This window comes from Adhaeribacter terrigena, from assembly GCF_016623615.1.
Lineage (GTDB): Bacteria > Bacteroidota > Bacteroidia > Cytophagales > Hymenobacteraceae > Adhaeribacter_A > Adhaeribacter_A terrigena.
Genome location: NZ_JAEHFX010000007.1, coordinates 160,893 through 182,489, shown reverse-complemented (window position 1 = coordinate 182,489; position 21,597 = coordinate 160,893). Strand labels below are relative to the sequence as shown.

Genomic DNA, 21,597 nt, shown 5'->3' with positions numbered 1-21,597 from the left:
GAATTAAGTTTAATTGGCTATGCTTTTATGCGAACTAAAATGCGGTTATCTTAAAAATGCCGTTAAAATTACTGCTACAATGCTTAAGCCGCTTAAAACTACCGGCGCCAGTTGCACAGCGCGGTCCGTAGAGGTGATGCGGCCGGCGGTGGGCTCTACATAAATCACATCGTTAGCGTGCAGGTAATAATAAGGGGAATTGAAAAAATCGCGTTTGGTGAGGTCTACCCGGTTAAAGGAGCGTTTCCCTTCCGTTTCCCGGATCACCAGGATGTTGTTGCGTTTGCCGTAAATGGTCAGGTCGCCGGCCAGGCCCAGGGCTTCGGGCAACGTGATCGTTTCGTTCGGGATGGTGTAAACCGACGGGCGGGTAACTTCGCCTAAAACTGAAACTTTAAAATTGATGATGCGTACGTTCACGGTGGGTTGCTGCAGGTACTTGTCCAGGCTTTTGGTGAGAAGGGTGCCCGCTTCGCCGGTAGTAAGCCCGGCTAGTTTTATTTTACCCACCAATGGTAAGGTTATGGCGCCTTCTTCATCTATCAGGAAACCGGTAGCCGGGGTAGGTGCCGTAGATTGGGTAGTTTGTTGCTGCATGTTCATATTATTGCCCATCTGGTAGGGGTTGAACATCGCGCTGGCTTCCGGGCTTAAACTGCTCACGAGAATGGAAAGAATATCGCCGGGCTGAAGCTGACGGATATATTTTTCCTGCACCGCAACCTGACCGGAATCTTTGTTTAGATCTGCGGCCTGAAAGTAAGTTACCTCTTTCTGGCTGACGCAGGATGTTGCCAGTGCTATGATCAGTAGCACGGGGAATAGAACTCTCATATAGGTTTTTAAACGAATTCGTATGATTACACTGATCTTACCCGCGTTCTCAGGCGCACTTTCAGGGAGAACAAGAGGAGATTTTTACGGCCTTCGATTCTTAACAACAAACCGGTGACGCTTTTTCTTCTTCCTTTTCCCTCCATCAGGGACTTTATCGTGGCTGCGTAATTTCAGATATTAAGCCCGCAAAGGTAAGTATTTTATTGGCTTAATTATAGTAAATCAGTTGTTTTTAACACAGAGCAGGGAAATTTTGGCACGTTTTTTATTCTGCCGGGGTATGCATTTTTTGTGCCTTAGATCATAGCGTTTCCCGTTTTCTTTCAAGCCTGCATAATTGTAGCAGTTTTTATGCCCGGAAGCCTACCGTTTTTTATTGGCTGAAAAAAACGGCAAAGCGAAATCTGCGACGTTTGCAAACCTTTTGCCGTAAAACCGTAAGCAGGAAAAATAAATAATCAATCTCCTATATATGGCTGTTAACGACGATGCTAAGAAATTGCGCTGGGTTGAAAGTGTTGCGCGCTTAATGGATAGCCAGTTCCGCCTGCCGGGTACGAATTTTCGTTTCGGGCTGGACCCGATCCTGGGTTTGGTTCCTTTCCTGGGCGATGTTTCTTCATTTGCAGTTTCGGGGACGCTGGTACTTACCATGGCCCGGCACGGTGCCAGCCGTCACCTGATCATCCGGATGGTGGTGAACATTATTCTGGACATGGTTATTGGCAGCATTCCTATACTAGGGGCGCTTTTCGATTTTGGATATAAGGCCAACGAGCGCAACGTGCGGCTGCTGAAAGCGCATTATCATGAAGGCAAATACCAGGGGTCGGGCACCGGCTTCCTCACCGTAATTATTATAATTATGGTGCTCGCTTTTGCATTGGTAATGTACGGACTTGCCAAACTGATCGGCTGGCTTTACGGTTATGTCCAGGATCTTTGGTAACCTGCTTTCATACAGGCCGCTTTCTTTTTCATAAACCAGCATCAGACTTTTTTGCCTTGAAAACCTACCGTTTTTCTTTACCGTTATTTTAAACTTCCGCGCAGATGTGGCATAACCAGACCTTATTCCGGGTTTCGGCGCAACTGGCAGCCGAAGGTATTTTTTCGGGCCTAGACCGCAACCTGAAGCCGGAAGTTTCTATTGCAGCCTTCGGGAGAACCGGTAAAAAGGCAAAGCACACGATCATTCTGGAACCGAACGAGATCAGTTTCGATTTTGAGCGTTTTCAGGGATTTATTTTCCAGATTGCCAAATTCGAAAAACAGGAAGCCGAACGCTATAAAGACAGCGGCCACTTAAGCGAAAACGAACGCCACGAACGCATTGTGCAGCAGCAATTACTCCGGCTTAACCTGCAGGTGTTGCTTAATGAACTGAACCTGGAACGGGGACAAAACCGGCTTTCTTTGTGCGCCTGTCCGGTTTGGGTAAACGATCTGCTGGTATTGGTTACGTTGCATTTCGACCGGAGCGTGTTTTTGTCGCATTACACGCTGCCGCCGGTGCCCGCCAGGCAAACCCACACGCCGGCTGTATCTTTCCTGGACGCCACGGTTACTGAATTCCTGAACGATTGCGTAAAGGCCCTGCACGAAACTGAATTTGCTTCCGGAAAGAGTATTCTGGACCGCGATTACAGCGAGGTTTTGCGGGCCGCCGGCAAACGGTTCATGTACACGCCGGCCGGCTCGAGCCATGGTTTGTTTGATGCCTGTAACGCCATTTCGGCTTTAAAATATGAAGGTTCGGAAGGCGTGGGCTCTATGCTGCTGACAAAACGGAACCATCCGGAAATCTACCAATTGCTCACCTTAGATACGCCCGTGCCGCTGCGCGACTACCGTTCGGTGCGAAAACTGCTGGAACTGGCCGAAGGTAATATCCGGCTGCTTTCGGATGCGGTGAATGTGTATGGATTGGGGAGTTTGAAACCGGGCCATGATTTCAGCAAGGCCGAAGTGTTTATGATCAATTTCACGAAGCACTATACCTGGGAATTTGTACATGCCGGCCACGTGATGATGAAAGTGGCTTATGGCGTACCGAACTTACCCAAGGGCCAGCTCGATGAACAAAAATTCCGCCGCGACCTGGGTTTGACTTTCCCGGCGCTGCCGGAAGAAAATGCGCAGAAACTCTGGCTGCTGATGCACGAAGTAACCAAACTGCGGCATGGCACTATTGTGGTAATTTCGGAAGGTGCGGCAGAAGAAGCCAAAAGGCTGGCAAAGCAGAGTTTTAAAGTTTCGCCCATGGCCATGGCACCCAGCTTTATCCGGCAATTAACCCAGATAGACGGCGCCATGCTGCTCGATACCGAAGGTCATTGCCACGCTATCGGGCTGATACTGGATGGGCTGGCTTCAGAAAATGGCAATGCAGCGCGCGGTGCGCGGTATAATTCGGCCATCCGTTACGTAGAAACAAGTTCGCATAATTGCCTGGCGGTAGTGGTTTCGGAAGACGGCCTGATAAACCTGATCCGGAAACCCTGAGTTTTAGAATGGTTCTGCCTGCCATTTTTTTTGCATTATGAAGTGATTTTTTTGATAAACCTCTCCGCGATTCGCAGCAAAGACATTCAATAAAAATTACCGGGCCAGTTCGCGGCGAACAGCCGTAACGCAGGCGCCCACTTTTCTAACGGCACGGCGTAATTCTTCTTTACTGCATTTTAATTGCTGGGTCCAGTAGCGGATTTCGTGGTTCAGTTCCAGGCTAATGCGGTTGTTTTCTTCTCGTAAGTTCTGCATGGTGTTCAAAGGTTTGTTCTCGTAGGTTCAACGGCAATTTCAGTGCCATTTTTTTAGCATTGGTTTTTTGTAATTTTTACAGATTCACGTGCTTAGTATGACCAGGGTTACTTTGCAGGCGTTACCGTATAAAAAGCATGAAACATGCATTCGTGAAAATTGCCAGATGGGTTGCGGGTTTAGGCGCTTTTTTGCTGGGATTTGTATTGCTATATTCCGTTCTGATCGTGTTTTTCGGGCTTATTCCGGTAAACAATAGTTTTGCGCAGGCAGAGAAGGGAATTGCGGTCTTCGTTATAGATAACGGCGTGCACACCGATTTGGTTCTGCCCGCCAAAACAAACACCATCGATTGGCGCCGGCATTTGCCTTTAAAAGATTATCCTGGCGCCGATTCTACGTTCACGCATTTTGCTTTTGGCTGGGGCAACCGCCGCTTTTACATGGAAACTCCGGAATGGGGCGACCTGAATTTAGATGTAGCGCTTTCGGCTGCGTTGGGCATAGGCAAAAGCGCGATGCACGTTTATTATTTGCCGAAAGCGCCTAAGCCCGGTAAAAAAGAAATTAAATTGCACCTTTCCGAAGAACAATACGCCAAACTGGTGCAATACATTTTTAATACCTTTCAGCAAGATAAAAACGGTAGGTTTTTGCTCATAGAAAGTAAAGGTTATACCAGCACCGATAATTTTTACGAAGCCAACGGCCGGTTTTCGCTTATTAAAACCTGCAATGGCTGGACCAACACGGCGCTGAAAAAAGCGGACGTAGAAACCGTTTTCTGGGCGCCGCTGCCGCATTTAATGATGCGCAAACTCCGGAATCTAAACGAGTAAACCCATTTCGCGGGCAATAGAAACGGCTTTTAAAGCGCTTACTTCCTTGTTTTTTATTTCCAGCATAATATCCAGGTCCAGGCCGCGCAGCTCCAGTAAAAATTCCCGGAAAAGTGCTTCTACGATCTGGTCGGTGTGTTTTCCCTTGCGTTCGCCCAAGGCCTGTGAGCTGTAATCCATCATCAGAATGCCGTCATTTTCCTGCCAGGTTTGTGCAGCTAAAGCCAGCGCTTCGTGCATCGGTTCGCCGTTGTTCAGGCATTCGTGGTGAAAATTATCGAACAGGATCGGAATGCCGGTTTGCTCATGTATAAACAAACAATCCTGGAGGCTGTATAAACGGTCGTCGTTTTCTATTACCAGGCGGTTTTTTACGTTTTCGGGCAGCAAGGCGTAGGTTTCGATGAAGCGCTGCATAGCGGCTGGTTTATCGCCGTAAACGCCGCCGCCGTGGATCTGCAGTTTGGCTGAGCTTTCCAGTTGCATCAGATCCATTACCTCGCACTGATAAACCAGTTCGCGCACGCTGTTCTCCACAATTTCGGGTTTGGGCGAATTTAAAACCACAAACTGATCGGGATGCATGGAAATACGCAAACCGTGGTTTTGAATGTAGCGGCCAATCTTTTCCAACGTGCTTTTAAAGTGCATTTGCCAGTCTACCGTGCAGATTTTATGCGAAGCGAAGGGCACCAGGTCCGAACTCATCCGGAAGAAAAGCAGGTTATGAGCCACGTTGTATTCCAGGATATTTTCGAGGCAGGCGAAGTTTCTGGCAGTGGTTTCCAGCAGCCGTTCTTCCGAAAAAGAAGCCAGCCGGAAGGTGGAAGAAGAGGTGCAGGGAAGCGACTCGTTGATGCAGGGATATCCGATTTTCATAAAGCTAAAACGCGCGAAATCTTTTAACCCTAAAAAGCAGTTTTTGTTTAAAAAACGGTAGCGTTTTAGCCTGGAAAACTCATAAGATAGTATAAGCCAAGCAATAAAATAAATCAGCGGTGGCGGTAATAAAAGTGATTTTGTTTAAAAGGCTGGTTACGATCCAGGAAAAGCTTGTCGTACTCCACTTCCTTTTTGCGGTTTACCGAATCGCGTTTCAGCCGTTGCTTTTCTTCTAAGATCTCGTTCATTTTCTGGCGTTCTTTTCCTTCTTTGGAGTACTTGTCGTAAAGAAACGAAGCCGGATTGGAGATCGCACCCGGTTTTACCGGGGTTGTTTCTTTTTCTTCGAAAAGGGGCTGGGGTGGGGGCGGCGCTTTAGTGGGGCTGGGTTCGGGTTCGCGTTTCATGTTGCGCAATACGCGGTTTATTTTTTCTGCCGAAGGCCGCGTAGTGATTTCCACTTCCTGCAACTCCTGACTTTTTTCCAACAATACAATTTTCACGTTGGCTTGCAGCAGAGTTTTAGATACGAAATAGCTAGCGTTTTGAAACCCCACCGAACTGAAGGTGATCGTATCGCCGGGGCGGGCTTTTAAGCGGAAGGTGCCGTCGGCCTGGGTGGTGGTGCCACTGCGGCTGGGCCGGGCTACGAGCGAAACGCCGGTTAAAGGTTTGTTCGTTTCAGCCTGCATGACCTGCCCGCTTACCGTTACCCAGACGGCCTGGGTTTGCGCCTGGCATAGGCTGCTACCGGAAAAGAAGATCAGCAAAAGTAAAAAACGCAGCATACGCAAATGTAAGATTTAAGCAACAGTTGCCCAAGGCAAAGCCTGCATACTTTTAGGCGCCTAAACCATACCGTTTGGCCTTCAGACAATAAAAAAGCCCGCGGGTTTAGCGCAGGCTTTTCTGGAACGGGAAATAAAGCAGATTATTTCGCTTAATTTCTCTCTTTGGTTTTTATTTTGGTTTCGCCGTCGGCATCGGTCTTTATTTTAGTTTGCGATTTGCCGTCTTCAATTTCAGTTTTGGTATCGCCGTCTTTTTCCGTTTTGGTTTTTACCTTGGCATTGCTGCCGGTGGTAGAAGCGGCGCTTCCCGTAGCGGCGCCACTTGTGGTTGCGGCATAAGAACTGGTATCGAAGCCCGGGCTGGGCATATCCGTTTCTTCGAAGCCGCCATAATAGGTAACGCGGTTGGTTTCGTAAACTTTATACTGCTCTGGTTTCAGGATGCGCTGGAATTCTTTATCAGCTTCAAGGTCTATTTCCCGCATTTCGGCATACATCCCGGTTGTATCGGTAGCATATCGGCCGCGGGCCTCGTTACGACGTTGCGCGCGGGTATAATAAACCTTGCTAACCTGGCTTTGCATAAGCGTATCGGCATCAAATTGCAGGTCGCGGGCCATCTGGCGCGATACTTCTTTTGCCCGGTCGCGGTACATGGCCTCGTTATCTACCGGTTCCGTATTTTCAGTTACCACCGCGGTATCAGAGGTGGTTTTTTCGGTTTTGTTGCAGGAGGCAAACGCAAACAGGCCGGTGCCCAGCAACAGGAAAACTGATTTCTTCATAGTTCAGAAATTTAAAATTGGAAATGTTGAAATTTAAGGCAATGCCGCTGAATGCACTTGGCGGCCAGCTTAAAAACGCGATGCCTTTAAGCTGAAAAACGCTGTGGATGAAAGCTTAGCGCTTTGGTTCAGCCTCTTCGGCGGCCTGGTTCATGCGTGTATGCTCTTCCATGCGGGCATTGCTCGAATCGGTATCGGAACTGGCATTAGAGCCCTCGTTGCCGGCATCCATCACGCTCTGGGAGGTTTCCTGAGTATTCTCGTTGGTATTTACTTTACCATCCGACGTATCTCCCTGGCAGGCCTGAAACGAAAACAGGGCCGCTCCGGCAAAAATCATCAATAGTTTTTTCATAGTTTATAGGTTGCGGTTTTAAAACCTGAAAATTATAGCGCTACTTACGCAAACTATATAGGCAAAGTTGTATTTTCCTGATACAGATCTAATTATGGCGAAGTTCGAAAACCGTAATTTCCGGCCGGAATCCCACCCTGCCCGGGTAGCCCAGAAAGCCCAGGCCCACGTTTACATATAAATATTGTGACCCTTTTCGGTATAAACCTGACCATTGCTTATACACGTATTGCACCGGGCTCCAACGGAAGAATTTGAAATTAAAGCCGAACTGCATGCCATGCGTATGCCCGGAAAGCATCAGGTCTACGTCCGGGAATTTGGTGTTCACTTCGCCGTCCCAGTGCGAGGGATCGTGTGAGAGCAATACTTTGAAGGGCAGCTCTTCGGTTCCCTGATGCGCTTTATAGAGTTTGCCATATTTGGGGAAGCCGGCGCGGTTGCCCCAGTTTTCTACGCCCAGAATACCAATCTTTTCTCCGTTGCGTTCCAGTTTTACGTGTTCGTTTATGAGCAGCCGCCAGCCCATGCGCGCATGGGTGTGTTTGAGCCGTTCCAGGTTTTCTATTTTAGCCAACCGGTTGGGCCAGCGTACATAATCGCCGTAATCGTGGTTGCCGAGCACCGAAAAAACTCCTTCCTTGGCGCGTAATTGGCCTAAAACCGGAATATAAGGTTCAACTTCCGTGGCCACGTTATTCACCAGATCGCCGGTAAAGAACACCACATCAGCTTGTTGTGCATTGATCAGTTTTACTGCTTTTTCGAGCGGCTTTCTGGTTGAAAAACTCCCGGTATGTAAATCGGAGATCTGCACCATTTTAAAACCCTGAAAAGCTGGCGGCAGGTTCGGAAAAGTCAGCAGGATATGTTTTATTTTATAATGAAAAGCGCCAAAGGCCATACCATAAATAAAAGCGGTAAACGGTATGGCCCCTGCCAGTAACGCTACTTTGCTCCAGGTAGGACTTCGCAATGGCGTAGTACCAGCCGTTGAATCGCCGGGAAAGTCCGGGATCAGCCACAGCATCAGCCGCAACGTATCTTCCAGGAAAAGGAACAGAATTACCACCAGTTTCGATGCAAAAACAATGAAAAGCACCGTGGCCCAATACGTGCGGAAAGGCGTGGGCGGCGTGCCGCGCGAAAGCAAAGCCAGCACCAGGGTTATAAACGTAAACGCCGACCAGCCCCAAAACAAACCGGTAATGGCAGCCTGGCCGGTACCCGGCAACTCCTGCATAACCAATCGTACTGCCTGAAAAACGTAAAGATCTACCAGGAAAATCAGCAGCCCGGCAAGGAAAATGGTGGTCAGTTTTTGCATCTGAAATTCTTCAACCTGAAAATTTTTATTGCTTACGCGGGCTTTTTCTGCTAGTTCAGGGAAGGGCTGAACTATTTTCAATTTAAAAACATTAGGCGCATGAACAAAAACGCTATCCTTTTATGGCCGAAAACCTGCTACAAATTACCGCTTACGCGCCAACCCTGGGCATAAAAAGCTGGGCCGAAGACGACCGTCCCAGAGAAAAATTATTGTTAAAAGGCAGAGCGGCTTTGTCCGATGCTGAGCTGATCGCCATCCTGATCGGATCAGGCACCGCCAAACTTACCGCCGTAGATGTCGGAAAACTGATCATGGGTTCTGTAGATAATGACCTGAACGCGTTGGCGAAGCTTTCTATTAAAGATTTGAAAAAGATCAAAGGGATCGGCGAAGCCAAAGCCATCACCATTGTCAGCGCCCTGGAACTGGGCCGCCGCCGGAAAGAAACCGCCGCTGCCGCAAGAACTACTATAACTTGTAGCACCGATATTTACAATTATATCAAGCCCCAACTATTAGATCTGCCGCACGAAGAATTCTGGATTATTCTACTGAACCGCGCCAATGTGGTGATGCAGAAAGTCCAAATCAGTTCCGGCGGTATTGCCGGCACGGTAGCCGACCCAAAGATTATTTTTAAGAAAGCAATAGAAAGCAGCTGCAGTTCAATCATTCTGGTCCATAATCATCCCTCCGGAAACACGAAACCCAGCGCTGCCGACATTACCCTTACCAAAAAAGCGAAAGAAGCCGGATTGCTGCTGGATATGCCGGTGCTGGATCACATTATTTTTACGGAGAACGATTATTACAGCTTTGCGGATGAAGGTTTGCTTTAGTCTGAACACGATTTCAGGGATTTTGTTGATGAAAAGGATTTTAGGGATGCTATCAGAATTTTGAACAGTAGCGCAGGTTTAAACCCTGCGCTACTTTCGTATCTTTGCCTGGACTCATAACCCAAAACCGTATGCGTTTAAGCTTAAAAACCTGGATCATCTTGCTGGGCCTCGGCGTAATAGCCGTTTATTTCCTCAATGACCTGATCTTCGATAATAGCCAATACCTGAGCAGCATTCAACAGGTACGCAAAACCAAGAACCGCGAATTCAAAGGCCGCAATTCTCCGTTAGATGAAGGCGTTCGCCCGAAATTCGACAGCCTCGATTATTTCCCCGCCAACCCGGATTACAAGTTCTTAGCCGACCTGGAAGTCTACGAAAACCCGGAAACCTACCCCATGCAAATGACCGGCGGTGAGCCTGAAGCATTTTTAAAATTCGGCAAAGCCACCTTCGAACTGGAAAATAAACCCTACGAATTGACGCTTTTCAAGAAAGTAAACGAAGAAGGCCAGCCCAAACTTTTCGTTCCTTTCACTGATAAAACCAACGGCTTCGAAACGTACGGTGGTGGCCGTTTTATTGATCTGCCGATGCCCGGAACCAATGCGGCCGGCATCGAGGTAGATTTCAATAAAGCCTACAATCCCTTCTGCGCCTATAATGCTGAATACAATTGCCCGGTACCGCCCCAGGAAAACCGCTTACCCGTTAAAATTCCCGCCGGCGAAAAGAACTTCACCAAGTAAAGCCGGATTTTTCTGCGGAAATAGCTAATTTTGCGGGTTAATTAATTGCGTCATTTACGCTTTTCGGTCATCCCGACGGCAGGAGGGATCTCTTCAAAATGGTAGTAGCTTTTATTCTGGCTGCTCTACCTTCCTCAGGAGATTTCTCCCGCTGGTCGAAATGACGGGATAAAGTATATTACACAAAGTAGAAGTCCGACCAAAAACGCTATCCTTTTAGCTTAAAAGAGTCGAACCTCGAACAATCGAACATCGAAAAATCGAAACAAAATGCTGATATCATACGAGTGGCTTAAGCAATTCATCCAAACCGATAAACCTGCCGAAGAAGTTGGCGCGTTGCTGACCGGCGCGGGTCTGGAAGTGGAAGGAATTGAACAATACGACCGCATTAAAGGTGGCTTGCAGGGAATTGTAATTGGCGAGGTTTTAACCTGCGAAAAACACCCGGATGCCGATAAACTGAGCATTACCACGGTAGACGTAGGCGAAGCTGAACCAAAGAATATTGTGTGCGGTGCGCCGAATGTGGCGGCTGGTCAGAAAGTGGTCGTGGCGTTGGAAAATGCGATGCTGTACCCGGCTTCCGGCGAACCGTTCAAGATCAAGAAATCGAAAATTCGCGGCGCGGCTTCCGAAGGGATGATCTGCGCGGAAGATGAGATTGGTTTGGGAACGTCGCACGCGGGAATTATGGTGCTCGATACGAATTTGCCGAACGGCACGGCGGCGGCGCATTACTTTGGACTGCAATCCGATAGCGTTTTTGAAATTGGTTTAACCCCGAACCGCGCCGATGCGGCTTCGCATTTTGGCGTGGCCCGGGATCTTCAGGCTTTGCTGAAAACCGAAGCCAATCTGCCGAACATTGGAAACTTCCACGTTAAAAATAACTCTGCGCCAATTGAAGTTGAAGTTAGAAACCCGGAAGCTTGTCCGCGGTATGCGGGTGTGAGCATTAGTGGCGTGAAAGTAGGGGAGAGCCCGGAGTGGTTGCAGCACCGTTTGAAAAGCATCGGCTTGTCGCCGATAAACAACGTGGTAGATGCTACCAATTACGTACTGCACGATCTGGGCCAGCCGATGCACGCTTTCGATGCCGATAAAATTGCCGGTAAAAAGATAATCGTTCAGGAAGCTACCGAAGGCGAAACGTTTGTAACCTTAGATGGCGTGGAACGAAAACTGCGCGCTACCGACCTGATGATCTGCAACGCCGAAGAACCAATGGTAATTGCGGGCGTTTTCGGCGGTAAAAAAGCGGGTGTAACCGAAGAAACCACCAATATTTTCCTGGAGTCGGCATATTTTCAGCCGGAGCATATTCGCAAAACGGCCCAGGGGCACGGTATCAAAACCGATTCTTCGTTCCGTTACGAGCGCGGCACCGATCCGCATATGGTCATTTTCGCCCTGAAACGCGCGGCGCTCATCATCCAGGAAATTGCGGGCGGCGAAGTTACTTCCGAAATTGTGGATGTGTATCCGCAGCCGATCGAGAACTTCAAAATTGCGCTGAACATCGACCGCGTACACCGTTTAATTGGCCAGTTCATTGGCGTGGAGCGCATCAAAAGCATCCTCACGGACCTGAATATTTTAATTGAAGGCGAATCGGAAAGCCATCTGCAGCTGAGCGTGCCGCCGCACAAAGTGGACGTGAAACGCGAAGCCGACGTGGTGGAAGAAATCCTGCGCATTTACGGCTTCAACCATGTGGAGCTGAAACCGAATTTGTCGGCGAGTTTCCTGGCGCAATTCCCGCACCCGGACCCGGAAGTGCTGAAAAGCACCGTGGCCAACCAGCTTTCGAGCCAGGGTTTCCACGAAATTATGACCAACTCGCTCACCGATTCGAAATACTACGAAAACGGTACCGATAACCGCGACGAAAGTCTGGTGCGCATTCTGAATTACAATTCCGAAGACCTGGACGTGATGCGCAAAACGCTGGTTTATTCGGGCCTCGAAACGCTGCGCCGCAACATTAACCGGAAGCAGAAAGACCTGAAGATGTACGAGTTCGGGAAAATTTACTGGCAGGAAAACGGCAAATACAAAGAGCAGAACCAGCTGGTTTTATTTGCTACCGGCAACACCGCCGCCGAAACCTGGCGCCAGCCTTCGGCCAAAACTTCGTTCTACGAACTGGCTGAAACGGTACAGAATTTACTTGTAAAACTCAACGCCCGCAACTTCAGCACCAAACCAACCGAACACGCGTATTTATCGGATGGCATTACCTACCTGAAGAACGACGTAACCGTGGCGCACATCGGGCTGGTAAACGCCGCCGTAGCCAAGCAAGCCGACGTAAAAGAGCCGGTTTGGTACGCCGAACTGAACTGGGAGTATTTAACCCGCAACTACAAAGACAACGCCGTTTTCGAAGAGCTGCCGAAGTTCCCGGAAGTGCGCCGCGACCTTTCGCTGGTGCTGGATAAAACTGTAAGCTTTGAGCAGGTAAAACAGATAGCAGAACGCACCGAACGCAAACTCCTCCAGGACATTAACGTGTTCGACGTGTACGAAGGCGACAAAATTGAAGCCGGTAAAAAAGCCATCGCCATCAGCTTCACGCTCCTGGACAAACAGCAAACCCTCACCGACAAAACCATCGAAAGCACGATGAGCCGACTGATGCAGCAGTTCGAAAAGCAGCTCGGCGCGGTTATCAGGAAGTAAGTTTTAAGGGCTTAAAATGAAAAATGGTTAAACTGCTGAAGAGGCGGTTTAACCATTTTTTTTGTTTTTACTTATGAAAATGCAACCTGATTGATGTCTTTGAATTTAAAAATTATGATTTAATATTTTTATTGTGATCATAAATATGTTTGGCATTTATATGATTGTCAGGATACATTGTTTCCGTTGAAATACCTTCATCTGCAAGTTTTTGCATAATATAATCTGATAAATCCTTGTTTACATTGAAGCATTCGCTGAATCTATAATCAACAGGTTCAGATTCAAGTTTAGCTTCACTATATTGTTCATTTCCCATTACCTCTAATGGTTTTGAAAAATGTGCATTCCAAGTAAAAACTCCGTCTTGTTTCTTTATATTTTCACTATTTGTTAAAGAAAATGCAATGCCAGAATCAATATCTCTGTCGCTAAAATAACTAATTGGGATATTAACCATATGTTCTATTTTAGTCATATGGTTAATTAAACCTGAGCCAGTTAATTTATCTTTGTCAAAAAAACTTCTCTCTTTAAAGCGATTAGTCATTTCAATCCGTTGCTTTTCATTTTTTGCAATTTGGGAAATCAACTCATTTTTTAAGTCTTCACTTATTTTTTGTAAGCTATCACTTAACAAAGTTCTCATTCCTGCACTTTCAAAATGCTTCTCATCAATAAAATATATACTGAAATACTTATCGATTTCTTTAGGACTATCATTTCTCTGGAGACCATCTACACCAAAAAATAAAGCAGTCTTAAAATTATAGGTCCAATCAAGTAAAGGAGTTGGGCAATCGTGATGCTGTAAGAAACCTAAGGTAGAGATATCATTTAGAGAGTCTATATGTATTTCTTTTAAAATTTTTGAGATTTCAGTTTCAAATTCTTTCCTTCCGCCAGCTATTATATTTTTTAAGAAAGCAGAATATTCCTCATTACTTTTTCCCATCTTATCCCAAACCCAGAACCTCTGCAATGAGCTATATAGCCTCCATTTCGCTTCTCTTTGTCCCCTGAATAGAATGCTTTTTGAGTCTTTATATTTTTCAATTAACTCATCCACTTCTTTTTTTGTATCAATTTTATGTTGGTCAAAAAAAGAGCTTTTTTGTACAAATGAATCATATTCAGAAATATGATTTTCAGTCTCAAGGGGTGGTAAAGTATGTGATCCCAATATTGCTAGCATAAAGGCATTTAGCCTAGGTGTTATAGTTTGTTCAATTGCCTTTCCGTGTAAGTCAAACCTTACATTTTGTAAATCTTGAAGTAGCTCGTCATCAAATATTTTTTCCACTCCACCTGTTCTTAAGTATTCATTTGTGAGTTGGATCTTTAATTCGAGATTTGAAATTTCTCTCATAGTTTGTTTTTTCCCCTTTTTTCAAACGAGTTAATTAATTTCTGATCTTTTTCAAGAAGTGCATTAAATACATCTTGTGCAACTTTATAGATTTTGCAAAAATCTTTAATTAAGAATGAAGTAATAAAGGTTCCCTGCATTAGAGCAACATATTCCATTGTAATTTTATCCTGTTCAACTAAACTATCATTTTGAACAACACTCCAATATGTTGTATGTGTATGTGTGGAAGTATATGAATACCAATCATCAAAATGGGCTTTATCTAAACCAGTATTCATTATCATTTGATTAATGCTAATCTTCTTTTTTTGATTGTCCTTATTCTTTAGGGATTCGTTTGTGAAACGCCAAGCCGCAAACTTTAATAAAAATAATTTATTTTTCTCCTCTAAAGTTTTAAAATAATTAACTCCTTCAATAGCTGAAATACAATGCTGAATATCTTCATTTTCTTTTTCCAGCTTTTGTTTTAATTCTTCGTCGTCTGGTTGAGAATATGTTTGTCTTGATTTTAACCCATCGAGTTGCCAAAGGCGAAATCGAATTATTCGTTCTTCAATGCTACAATTGTCGATAAATAAATGGTAAAAAACAGCATAGGTTTCTAATTGGACTCTTAATAGGGAAAAAATAGAAGAGAAATCAAAAAATCTTTCTTCAATATTTCCTTTAATTATGTAAAGATCATTAGTGAAAGCCTGTTGTAGTGTAAAAGCTTGGTTTAAATATTTCTTCCCAATCTTTTCGGAAAAAGTAACCCAACTATTATTATCAAAGTTTTTTTCTTCTATTCGATCAAGAATTAGACCTAGAATTTTTACTGAATGGTTATATCGTATAAGAGTAGTTGCTATTTCTTCTTTAGTTGTCATTATTAAACCTTTAGTTAAATCCTTTTAATAAAAATAGAAGACATTATTCCACTTAAATCATTCATCATCTAAAGTCTAAAGAATATCCAGAATTTCAATCTCCACACACCAAAATTGAAACAAAAGCCTTTCAATAAGAGAGACTTCAAAACTTTAAACCAACGAACTCAAACCCGCAACGAACCCCGAAATCCCCTGGCGGCATAGTAAGATTCCGCCCCGTTGTGATACGTGAAAACCTGGTTGTAGCGGCGGTCGCAAAAGAGGGCCCCGCCCAGTTCTCTGATGGCCGCCGGCGTTTTCACCCAGCTCGACGTTTTCGTATCGAACTTGCCAAGTTGCTGCAGTTCCCGGTATTGGTCTTCGGTTAAAATCTCGATGCCCATTTCCGCGGCCATTCCCAACGCGCTGTTTTTCGGTTTATGTTCTTTCCTGCTTTCCAGCGCTTCGTGGTCGTAGCAAATACTCCGGCGCCCTTTCGGACTTTCGGCGGCGCAATCGTAAAAAATGTATTCGCGCGTCTGGGCATCAAAACCCACCACATCCGGCTCACCTTCTGTCAGTTCCATTTCATCCAGGCTCCACAGCTTTTCCGGATTCGCTTCCAGGCGGGCCTGAACGTCGGCCCACGCAATTCCCTTATGGCGGTTCTGGTTTTTCTCGAAACGGGCTTTCAAAACGCGGAGCAGTTCGTTCCTTTGCTCTTCCGGCAATTCCTTTTTAGTGCTCATTTTTAGCAGTCGCGTTAATTATTTCCTCTAAAACGGTCAGGTTCACATCGGCCAGTTTATTGATGTACAGACAACCTTCGCCGGTTTTGTGTTTACCCAATTTTTCCAGGGCGGCGGCGTGTTGCTTCAGGTTAAGGAGGTGAAAAGAAAGGTTGGCTTTTCGCGGCGCAAAACCCATTTTAAACCAGGCAACTTCCCGGCCGGATGTCGGGCTTTTGTAGATCTTATTACCAAACCCGATCATCGAAGCTCCCCACATTTTAGCCGTTTCGCCGGATGCCTTTTGCATTAATTCCAAGATGCGGAAACTGTCTTGGCGTTTGGTTTCGTCCGGAATGGAATTGATAAAGTCTTCCACGCTGGCGGTGTTTTCTTTGGTTTTTATTTCGGCTAATTTACCCATCAGATTAATGCTTAATTTTTAGTTTTTCCGGCTTATTCCATAGCGTTTTGTAACTGCTCAAAAAGGAATCCGGAGGTTTGCAAAGTAGGTAATATCTTAAAAAATGTTCAATTTATTTTCACGCCAACGATCTTAATTACTGACGTTGTGCAAGGTTTTTTGTCCCCCTTTGGAGGGGGTTAGAGGGAGGATTTTTACATTATCTGGTCATCCCGAGCGAAGCCGAGGGAACTAACGCGTACCGAACCCGCAAGAAAGCTTATCAAAAAACCTGAGCGAAAGGAATTTATCGCTCAATCGCTCAAAATTCCATAGAAGTACTAAATAGTTTCTTCGACAGGCTCAGAATGACCAAATAATGTATAAATCTTTATTTTAAGTTGATGGCATTGTCCCTAACCCCCTTCAAAGTGTGATTTTCCTCTTGGTTACTTAACGTCACTTAATCATTCAACCCTTTTCCGGCGAAAATCTGCGGCATACATTTTTCAACGCGGGCTTCGCGGGTTTTGGCTTGTTTGGGTTGCGAAAAATGCAGCAGGTAAGCGCGTTGCCGGCCGGGCGTTAAAGCTTCGAAGGCAGTTTTCAGAGCAGGGTTTTCTGTTAGTTTCGTTTGAAATTCTTCGGCCATTGCGAATTCCGAAGGTTTCTTCAACTCCACTTTCAAACCGGCTTTTTCTACTTCAATGGCTTCCTGAATATAGGCTTTCAAAATGGGCTCCAAAGTCACAATTTCCTGCACATTGGTGAACCGGATCTGGCGCCCAGCCTGCACATTTTCGGTTTGTTGGATCAGGATATTACTGGGGTCTTTCAATAAGGCACCTTTTACAAACATCAGCGCGCAATATTCTTTAAAACCGTGAATTAAAACCACGTTGCTTTTCTCCAAGGTATAGCAGGGAACGCCCCATTTCAGTTCTTCTGTCAGTTCGCAATCCAGCATAATCGTTCGCAAATGTGCCAGTTCTTCCTGCCACTTGCCGGCTTTTTTGAAATAAAAATCAACCTTCGGATTCATACGTTCAGGAATTAACAGCAACAAGCTTTCTATCGGCCGGCCGGAAATACCAGGATACCACCGTCAGCACCAAAAGCAGCAATGAAGGAAATATGGCGTTAACGGGATCGCCGGCTAAGATCCGGGAAAACGTAGCGCCCGACATTGCAAAGAAAAAGCCGGCATACGCCCATTCTTTCAGCAACAGAAATTTAGGCATAAGCACCACGGAAACTCCCAGGATTTTCCAGATACCCAGGATGATTAAAAAATATTCCGGATAGCCCAGTTTGGTAATGTTTTCTACTTCCGATTCCACTTTTAATAACTGCACCATTCCGGTCGATAGCATTCCTAAAGCAAGCCAGCAGGTAGCCACCCAATAGATTATTTTGTTTCGCTTTGTCATAAGGTTTTAGATTAAGTTTTTTACAATTTCCTGTAAGCGGTTATGCGCCATATTTATGCCCTGCGCGAAAGGCAGCTTCAGCATCTGGTCCCGGTCGGCAACCGAACGGTACACGATCTGCATCGTTAGTTTGCTGGTGTCATCGGTAAGTTTTTCAAATTCCAGGAATTCCAGCTGCACCGGAAACGGCGTATTTTCCATTTCGAAGGTCCGTGTAATTTTCTGGTTCGGTACAAATTCGTGGATCACGCCATTAAAGCCGTGTTTGTTGCCTTTCGGATCGGTGGTTTCGAATTGCCAGCTGCCGTGCTTTTGGTTTTCCAGTTTCAGCACTTTCGTGCCCATCCATTGCTCCACAATTTCGGGCTCCACATAGGCTTTAAAAAGATACTCCAACGGCAGCTCAAATTCCCGGGTAATCACCAGATCCTGCTTACCATCTTCGGCGTGGATTTTTGTCTTCTTTTCCATAGCGTTTTAGTTTTGTGGTTTTTTTCGTTATTGCCTAGCGTTTTTGGTTATCGGTTGGAAGGGTGGGGAAGAATCCTTTTACGTTATCCGATACTCTCCCCTTCAGGGGAGCCGGAGGGGTGTTTTTCATTCTCCCATTTCCAACGATTTTTTCAATCCCTGAACCTGTTCCCAGATCTCATTCAAAACCCACCGCATATTCCGCTTTACCTCCAAATCATCAAATCGAAGAAATCTTACGCCATAAGCTTCCAATTTCTGCTGTCTTGAATCATCATATTCCACTTTGTCATTATGACTATCCCCATCTATTTCAATAACAAGTTTCAGTTCGTGCGAATAAAAATCTACTATGAAATCGAGCATTGGAACTTGTCTGTGGAATTGAAACCCATCTATCTGCCTGTTTTTAATTTCGTTCCAAAGCAAAATTTCGGATAACGTACTGTTATTCCTTAGTTCCTTTGCTTTAGTCCGAAGATCTTTCCGGTATGGGATGATCGGATTTTTCATTTTTCACAGTTTAAGTTTACAGCACGTTTAACACCCCTCTAACTCCCCTCAAGGGGAGAATCTTCGGCAATGCGTGGTTTTCTCCCGCTATCCCCTCTAAAGGAAACTTTTTTCGCAGGTTTATTTCTCCCTCCGGTCTTCCTTCATCTTGGCTTTCATAATGGCTTCCAGTATGTTGAAACGGTCGTCCCACATTTCGCGGAAGGGCTCCAGGAAATCGGCTACGGCTTTCATCTTTTTGGCGTTTATATGGTAGTAGATCTCCCGGCCGTTTTGCTCCTGCTGTAGCAATTCGCATTCGGTCAGTATTTGCAGGTGTTTGGAAACGGTAGGCCTGGCGGTGTCAAAATTGGAGGCTATGGCCCCGGCCGTCATGGCCTGGGAAGCTACCAAAAGCAGGATGGCTCTTCGGGTGGGGTCGGCTATGGCCTGGAATACGTCGCGTCTTAAATTCATCGTGTAGCTATTTGACTACAAATATATGTGTAGTTATTTGGCTACTCAAATTTTTCTGCGATAATTTTTCCTTATGATTATAAAACAAAATTGTGGAAATTAATAAAGTAGATGTTGTTGTTCGGCTGATTTTTTATTCCGAAAATTTAGTGAAAGTTTTGCCATCGTATCGGTATAGTTCCGTGTTGTTGGCTCCCAGCCAGATGTTGCCATTTTTATCTTCTTCTGCACTCCAGATTGCATTATTTTTCAAACCATCTGCCGCGGTAAAATTCTTAAAGGTTTTACCATCGTAACGCCACAAGCCACCTGATTTTTCTCTTCTACCTAAATTACTGTGTATCGTGCCGAACCAAATATTTCCCTTGCTATCTTGTAATAAAGGCAGTACGCTGCAGGAATCGAAGGTGCTGTGCTGCAGCACATTGGTAAAGGTTTTTCCATCATAAAGGCTTACCCCTTTACTTCTTCTGCCGATCCAGATATTTCCGTTTTTATCTTCCAGTAGCCCAGCGTGCCATACTTCGTTATCCGGCCTGAAATTCGTTAAGGATTTTCCGTCAAACCGGCTTAACCCTTCAAACCAGGTAGAAAACCAGACATTTCCGGATCTATCTTCTATAATGGAAGTAATTGTTTTCAGCTGCAGGTTACTTTTATTTTCAACCGGATTGTTGTGTAAAAAATGAGTAAACGTTTTGCCATCGTAGAGATAAACGCCATCGTCGAAGGTGCCAAACCAGATAATCCCGGTTTTATCCTGCATTATGCTCCAAACCGCATTCTTTGCCGGCGGGATTTTAGCGGATGCATTCGAAGTAGGGGTAGTGTTAAAATAATTGCCAAGCGGAATAGTGGTGAATTTTTTACCGTCGAATTTGCAAAGGCCGGCGTTGGTGCCAAGCCAAATGTTCCCCGCTTTATCTTCCAGGATTGCAGCAATATTATTGCTATTGAGGCCGTCTTTCTGGGTAAAATTTACGAACGATTTTCCATTGTAGCGGTAAACGCCTTCGTTGGTAGTGCCAAACCAAAGATTCCCGGCCTTATCCTGCAACCCGCAATGTACATTACCATGCCCTGCGTTTTGGGCTTTTATAATTTTCGCCTGACCAATTTCGGATGTTTGGAGTTTTCCGGAGTTTTCCTGAGGTAAGTTCGTTTTACTTTGGCCGTTGCAGGAAGTGATAAACGCTAAAATGAACAGCAGTGGAAGGATCGGGATTCGGAAGAAGCTTGGCTGGGTCATTGCGATAGGTTTTGAATGGGTGAAAGCAATTTAATAAGCAACTTTACTTACATTCAGCCGGGGTAAAAAGGCAGCAGAAAGTTTTCAAATATAGTTTTATTTACCAGCTTTTAATTCAGGGTTTTATTAAATTTGATAGGCTAACCTTCTCAGACTATGGATACCGAAACCCTGAACCGCTTCGACCGCATTGTGGCTATTTTTATTCACCTGCAATCGGGCCGGGTGGTGAAGGCGCAGGAACTGGCCGACCGTTTTGAGGTTAGCCTGCGCACCATTTACCGCGATATAAAATCCCTGGAAGCATCCGGCGTGCCGGTTGCCGGGGAAGCAGGAGTGGGGTATTCGTTGCTGGAAGGGTACCGGTTGCCGCCGGTTATGTTTACGCCCGAAGAAGCAAGCAGCTTTGTAGCCGCCGAAAAACTGATGCAGAAATTCAGTGATAAAAGTCTGGGCGCCAGTTTCGAATCGGCGGTGTTTAAGGTGAAATCGGTGCTGCGGGCAAATACCAAAGACCAGATCGCGGCCCTGGAAACGCAGGTTTGGGTAAACAATTCGGGAAAGGTTTTTAATGAGAATACGCCCGATGCGCTGAGCCTGATTATGATCAGCATTGCCGAAAAAAAGCAGGTAGCGCTGGAATATAAATCGTTGTATTCAGAAGAAGCCTCTAACCGCATTATTGAGCCGGTAGGTTTGTTTAATGAACACAACCGCTGGTACATTTTTGCCTATTGCCACCTGCGCCAGAGTTACCGCCAGTTCCGCACCGACCGGATGATCGGCTTAAAACGCACCGATAAACCCTTCACCCAACAACACGATAACGTAGCCGATTTCCGGAAACAAAGAGAAATGCCGGAAGGCGAAACGGAAGTGGTAATAAAAGTGCAGAAAGAATTTGCCCGGTTTATGGAATCGGGCCGGAAATACTACGGTTTTGTGTCGGAAAATATTTTAGCTGACGCTGTAGAAATGACCTTTAAAACCGGCAGCTGTACTGAAGGTTTGGCGCGGTATTACCTGATGTTCGGCGATTGCGCGGAAATAATTTCACCGGAAAGCTTCCGCGAGAAGGTTAGCGAATTGCTGGAAAAAGCAACGGCTAATCTAAAATTTCCTACGCTGGAATTGGTCGGTTAATCCTCTCTATGGATTTCGAAGAGTCTTGCTATTTAGGATTCTCCCCTTGAGGGGAGTTAGAGGGGTGTTTACACCTTAGAGAATGGGTTTTACTGACAAACTCCTTAGAAAGAAACAGAA

At 45.6% G+C, this 21,597-nt stretch carries 24 protein-coding genes; 7 read left to right on the top strand and 17 right to left on the bottom strand.

Annotated features, from left to right (window positions below):
* Positions 1 to 45 precede the first annotated feature (45 nt).
* Positions 46 to 834 carry a polysaccharide biosynthesis/export family protein gene (locus I5M27_RS13990; protein ID WP_200506939.1) on the bottom strand — a complete coding sequence of 263 codons (789 nt, stop codon included), beginning with the start codon at positions 832 to 834 and terminating at the stop codon, positions 46 to 48.
* Positions 835 to 1,309: 475 nt separating this feature from the next.
* On the opposite strand from I5M27_RS13990, the gene I5M27_RS13985 reads away from it, so the two are divergent.
* Both I5M27_RS13985 and I5M27_RS13980 read left to right on the top strand, forming a co-directional pair.
* Positions 1,310 to 1,786, top strand: coding sequence for a DUF4112 domain-containing protein (locus I5M27_RS13985; RefSeq protein WP_200506938.1), 477 nt, complete (start codon positions 1,310 to 1,312; stop codon positions 1,784 to 1,786).
* 104 nt (positions 1,787 to 1,890) lie between these two features.
* Positions 1,891 to 3,342, top strand: a complete 1,452-nt coding sequence (locus I5M27_RS13980) for a DNA integrity scanning protein DisA nucleotide-binding domain protein (protein ID WP_200506937.1) — start codon at positions 1,891 to 1,893, stop codon at positions 3,340 to 3,342.
* 96 nt (positions 3,343 to 3,438) lie between these two features.
* On the opposite strand, the gene I5M27_RS13975 is transcribed toward I5M27_RS13980, so the two are convergent.
* Positions 3,439 to 3,600: a DUF3606 domain-containing protein gene (locus I5M27_RS13975; RefSeq protein WP_200506936.1), complete on the bottom strand. Its 162-nt coding sequence runs from the start codon at positions 3,598 to 3,600 to the stop codon at positions 3,439 to 3,441.
* Positions 3,601 to 3,737: 137 nt separating this feature from the next.
* Between I5M27_RS13975 and I5M27_RS13970 the strand changes: the two genes are divergently transcribed.
* Positions 3,738 to 4,439, top strand: a complete 702-nt coding sequence (locus I5M27_RS13970; RefSeq protein WP_200506935.1) for a TIGR02117 family protein — start codon at positions 3,738 to 3,740, stop codon at positions 4,437 to 4,439.
* On the opposite strand, the gene uvsE is transcribed toward I5M27_RS13970, so the two are convergent.
* From uvsE to I5M27_RS13945, 5 genes are all read right to left on the bottom strand, one after another.
* Positions 4,428 to 5,318 carry a UV DNA damage repair endonuclease UvsE gene (gene uvsE / locus I5M27_RS13965; RefSeq protein WP_200506934.1) on the bottom strand — a complete coding sequence of 297 codons (891 nt, stop codon included), beginning with the start codon at positions 5,316 to 5,318 and terminating at the stop codon, positions 4,428 to 4,430. The two genes, I5M27_RS13970 and uvsE, sit on opposite strands and share 12 nt — an antisense overlap.
* Before the next feature lie 113 nt (positions 5,319 to 5,431).
* Positions 5,432 to 6,109: a carboxypeptidase-like regulatory domain-containing protein gene (locus I5M27_RS13960; protein ID WP_200506933.1), complete on the bottom strand. Its 678-nt coding sequence runs from the start codon at positions 6,107 to 6,109 to the stop codon at positions 5,432 to 5,434.
* Positions 6,110 to 6,261: 152 nt separating this feature from the next.
* Positions 6,262 to 6,897 (bottom strand): hypothetical protein, encoded by a 636-nt coding sequence (locus I5M27_RS13955; RefSeq protein ID WP_200506932.1) that lies wholly within the window; start codon positions 6,895 to 6,897, stop codon positions 6,262 to 6,264.
* A 115-nt stretch (positions 6,898 to 7,012) separates the two neighbouring features.
* Positions 7,013 to 7,252: a hypothetical protein gene (locus tag I5M27_RS13950; RefSeq protein WP_200506931.1), complete on the bottom strand. Its 240-nt coding sequence runs from the start codon at positions 7,250 to 7,252 to the stop codon at positions 7,013 to 7,015.
* A gap of 88 nt (positions 7,253 to 7,340) precedes the next feature.
* Positions 7,341 to 8,579: a metallophosphoesterase gene (locus I5M27_RS13945; protein ID WP_200506930.1), complete on the bottom strand. Its 1,239-nt coding sequence runs from the start codon at positions 8,577 to 8,579 to the stop codon at positions 7,341 to 7,343.
* Between the two features lie 122 nt (positions 8,580 to 8,701).
* Here I5M27_RS13945 and radC point away from each other — a divergent pair, with 122 nt between their 5' ends.
* The 3 genes from radC (at position 8,702) to pheT (ending at position 12,858) form a co-directional block, all read left to right on the top strand.
* Complete coding sequence (gene radC, locus I5M27_RS13940; RefSeq protein WP_200506929.1) at positions 8,702 to 9,421, top strand: RadC family protein; 720 nt, start codon at positions 8,702 to 8,704, stop codon at positions 9,419 to 9,421.
* Positions 9,422 to 9,552: 131 nt separating this feature from the next.
* Positions 9,553 to 10,173, top strand: coding sequence for a DUF1684 domain-containing protein (locus tag I5M27_RS13935; protein WP_200506928.1), 621 nt, complete (start codon positions 9,553 to 9,555; stop codon positions 10,171 to 10,173).
* 270 nt (positions 10,174 to 10,443) lie between these two features.
* Complete coding sequence (gene pheT, locus I5M27_RS13930) at positions 10,444 to 12,858, top strand: phenylalanine--tRNA ligase subunit beta (RefSeq protein WP_200506927.1); 2,415 nt, start codon at positions 10,444 to 10,446, stop codon at positions 12,856 to 12,858.
* 112 nt (positions 12,859 to 12,970) lie between these two features.
* Here the strand turns inward: pheT and I5M27_RS13925 are convergent, their stop codons facing one another.
* From I5M27_RS13925 to I5M27_RS13880, 10 genes are all read right to left on the bottom strand, one after another.
* Positions 12,971 to 14,227, bottom strand: a complete 1,257-nt coding sequence (locus tag I5M27_RS13925; RefSeq protein WP_200506926.1) for an FRG domain-containing protein — start codon at positions 14,225 to 14,227, stop codon at positions 12,971 to 12,973.
* Complete coding sequence (locus tag I5M27_RS13920) at positions 14,224 to 15,102, bottom strand: hypothetical protein (protein ID WP_200506925.1); 879 nt, start codon at positions 15,100 to 15,102, stop codon at positions 14,224 to 14,226. The genes I5M27_RS13925 and I5M27_RS13920 overlap by 4 nt, the downstream gene beginning before the upstream one ends.
* A 167-nt stretch (positions 15,103 to 15,269) precedes the next feature.
* A complete protein-coding gene (locus tag I5M27_RS13915) occupies positions 15,270 to 15,833 on the bottom strand; it encodes a DUF4256 domain-containing protein (protein ID WP_200506924.1) in 564 nt (187 codons plus the stop codon).
* Complete coding sequence (locus I5M27_RS13910; RefSeq protein WP_200506923.1) at positions 15,823 to 16,236, bottom strand: DUF1801 domain-containing protein; 414 nt, start codon at positions 16,234 to 16,236, stop codon at positions 15,823 to 15,825. Before I5M27_RS13910 ends, I5M27_RS13915 begins: the two co-directional genes overlap by 11 nt.
* A 442-nt stretch (positions 16,237 to 16,678) precedes the next feature.
* A complete protein-coding gene (locus tag I5M27_RS13905) occupies positions 16,679 to 17,257 on the bottom strand; it encodes a YdeI/OmpD-associated family protein (protein ID WP_200506922.1) in 579 nt (192 codons plus the stop codon).
* A gap of 4 nt (positions 17,258 to 17,261) precedes the next feature.
* Positions 17,262 to 17,645, bottom strand: a complete 384-nt coding sequence (locus tag I5M27_RS13900; RefSeq protein WP_200506921.1) for a DoxX family protein — start codon at positions 17,643 to 17,645, stop codon at positions 17,262 to 17,264.
* A 6-nt stretch (positions 17,646 to 17,651) separates the two neighbouring features.
* A complete protein-coding gene (locus I5M27_RS13895; RefSeq protein ID WP_200506920.1) occupies positions 17,652 to 18,116 on the bottom strand; it encodes an SRPBCC family protein in 465 nt (154 codons plus the stop codon).
* Positions 18,117 to 18,242: 126 nt separating this feature from the next.
* Positions 18,243 to 18,629, bottom strand: a complete 387-nt coding sequence (locus I5M27_RS13890) for an endonuclease domain-containing protein (protein WP_200506919.1) — start codon at positions 18,627 to 18,629, stop codon at positions 18,243 to 18,245.
* A 120-nt stretch (positions 18,630 to 18,749) separates the two neighbouring features.
* Positions 18,750 to 19,085, bottom strand: coding sequence for an ArsR/SmtB family transcription factor (locus I5M27_RS13885; protein WP_200506918.1), 336 nt, complete (start codon positions 19,083 to 19,085; stop codon positions 18,750 to 18,752).
* A gap of 133 nt (positions 19,086 to 19,218) precedes the next feature.
* On the bottom strand, positions 19,219 to 20,334 hold the full coding sequence (locus tag I5M27_RS13880) for a ligand-binding sensor domain-containing protein (protein WP_200506917.1): 1,116 nt from the start codon (positions 20,332 to 20,334) through the stop codon (positions 19,219 to 19,221).
* Positions 20,335 to 20,490: 156 nt separating this feature from the next.
* On the opposite strand from I5M27_RS13880, the gene I5M27_RS13875 reads away from it, so the two are divergent.
* A complete protein-coding gene (locus tag I5M27_RS13875; protein ID WP_200506916.1) occupies positions 20,491 to 21,477 on the top strand; it encodes a helix-turn-helix transcriptional regulator in 987 nt (328 codons plus the stop codon).
* Positions 21,478 to 21,597: the final 120 nt, after the last annotated feature.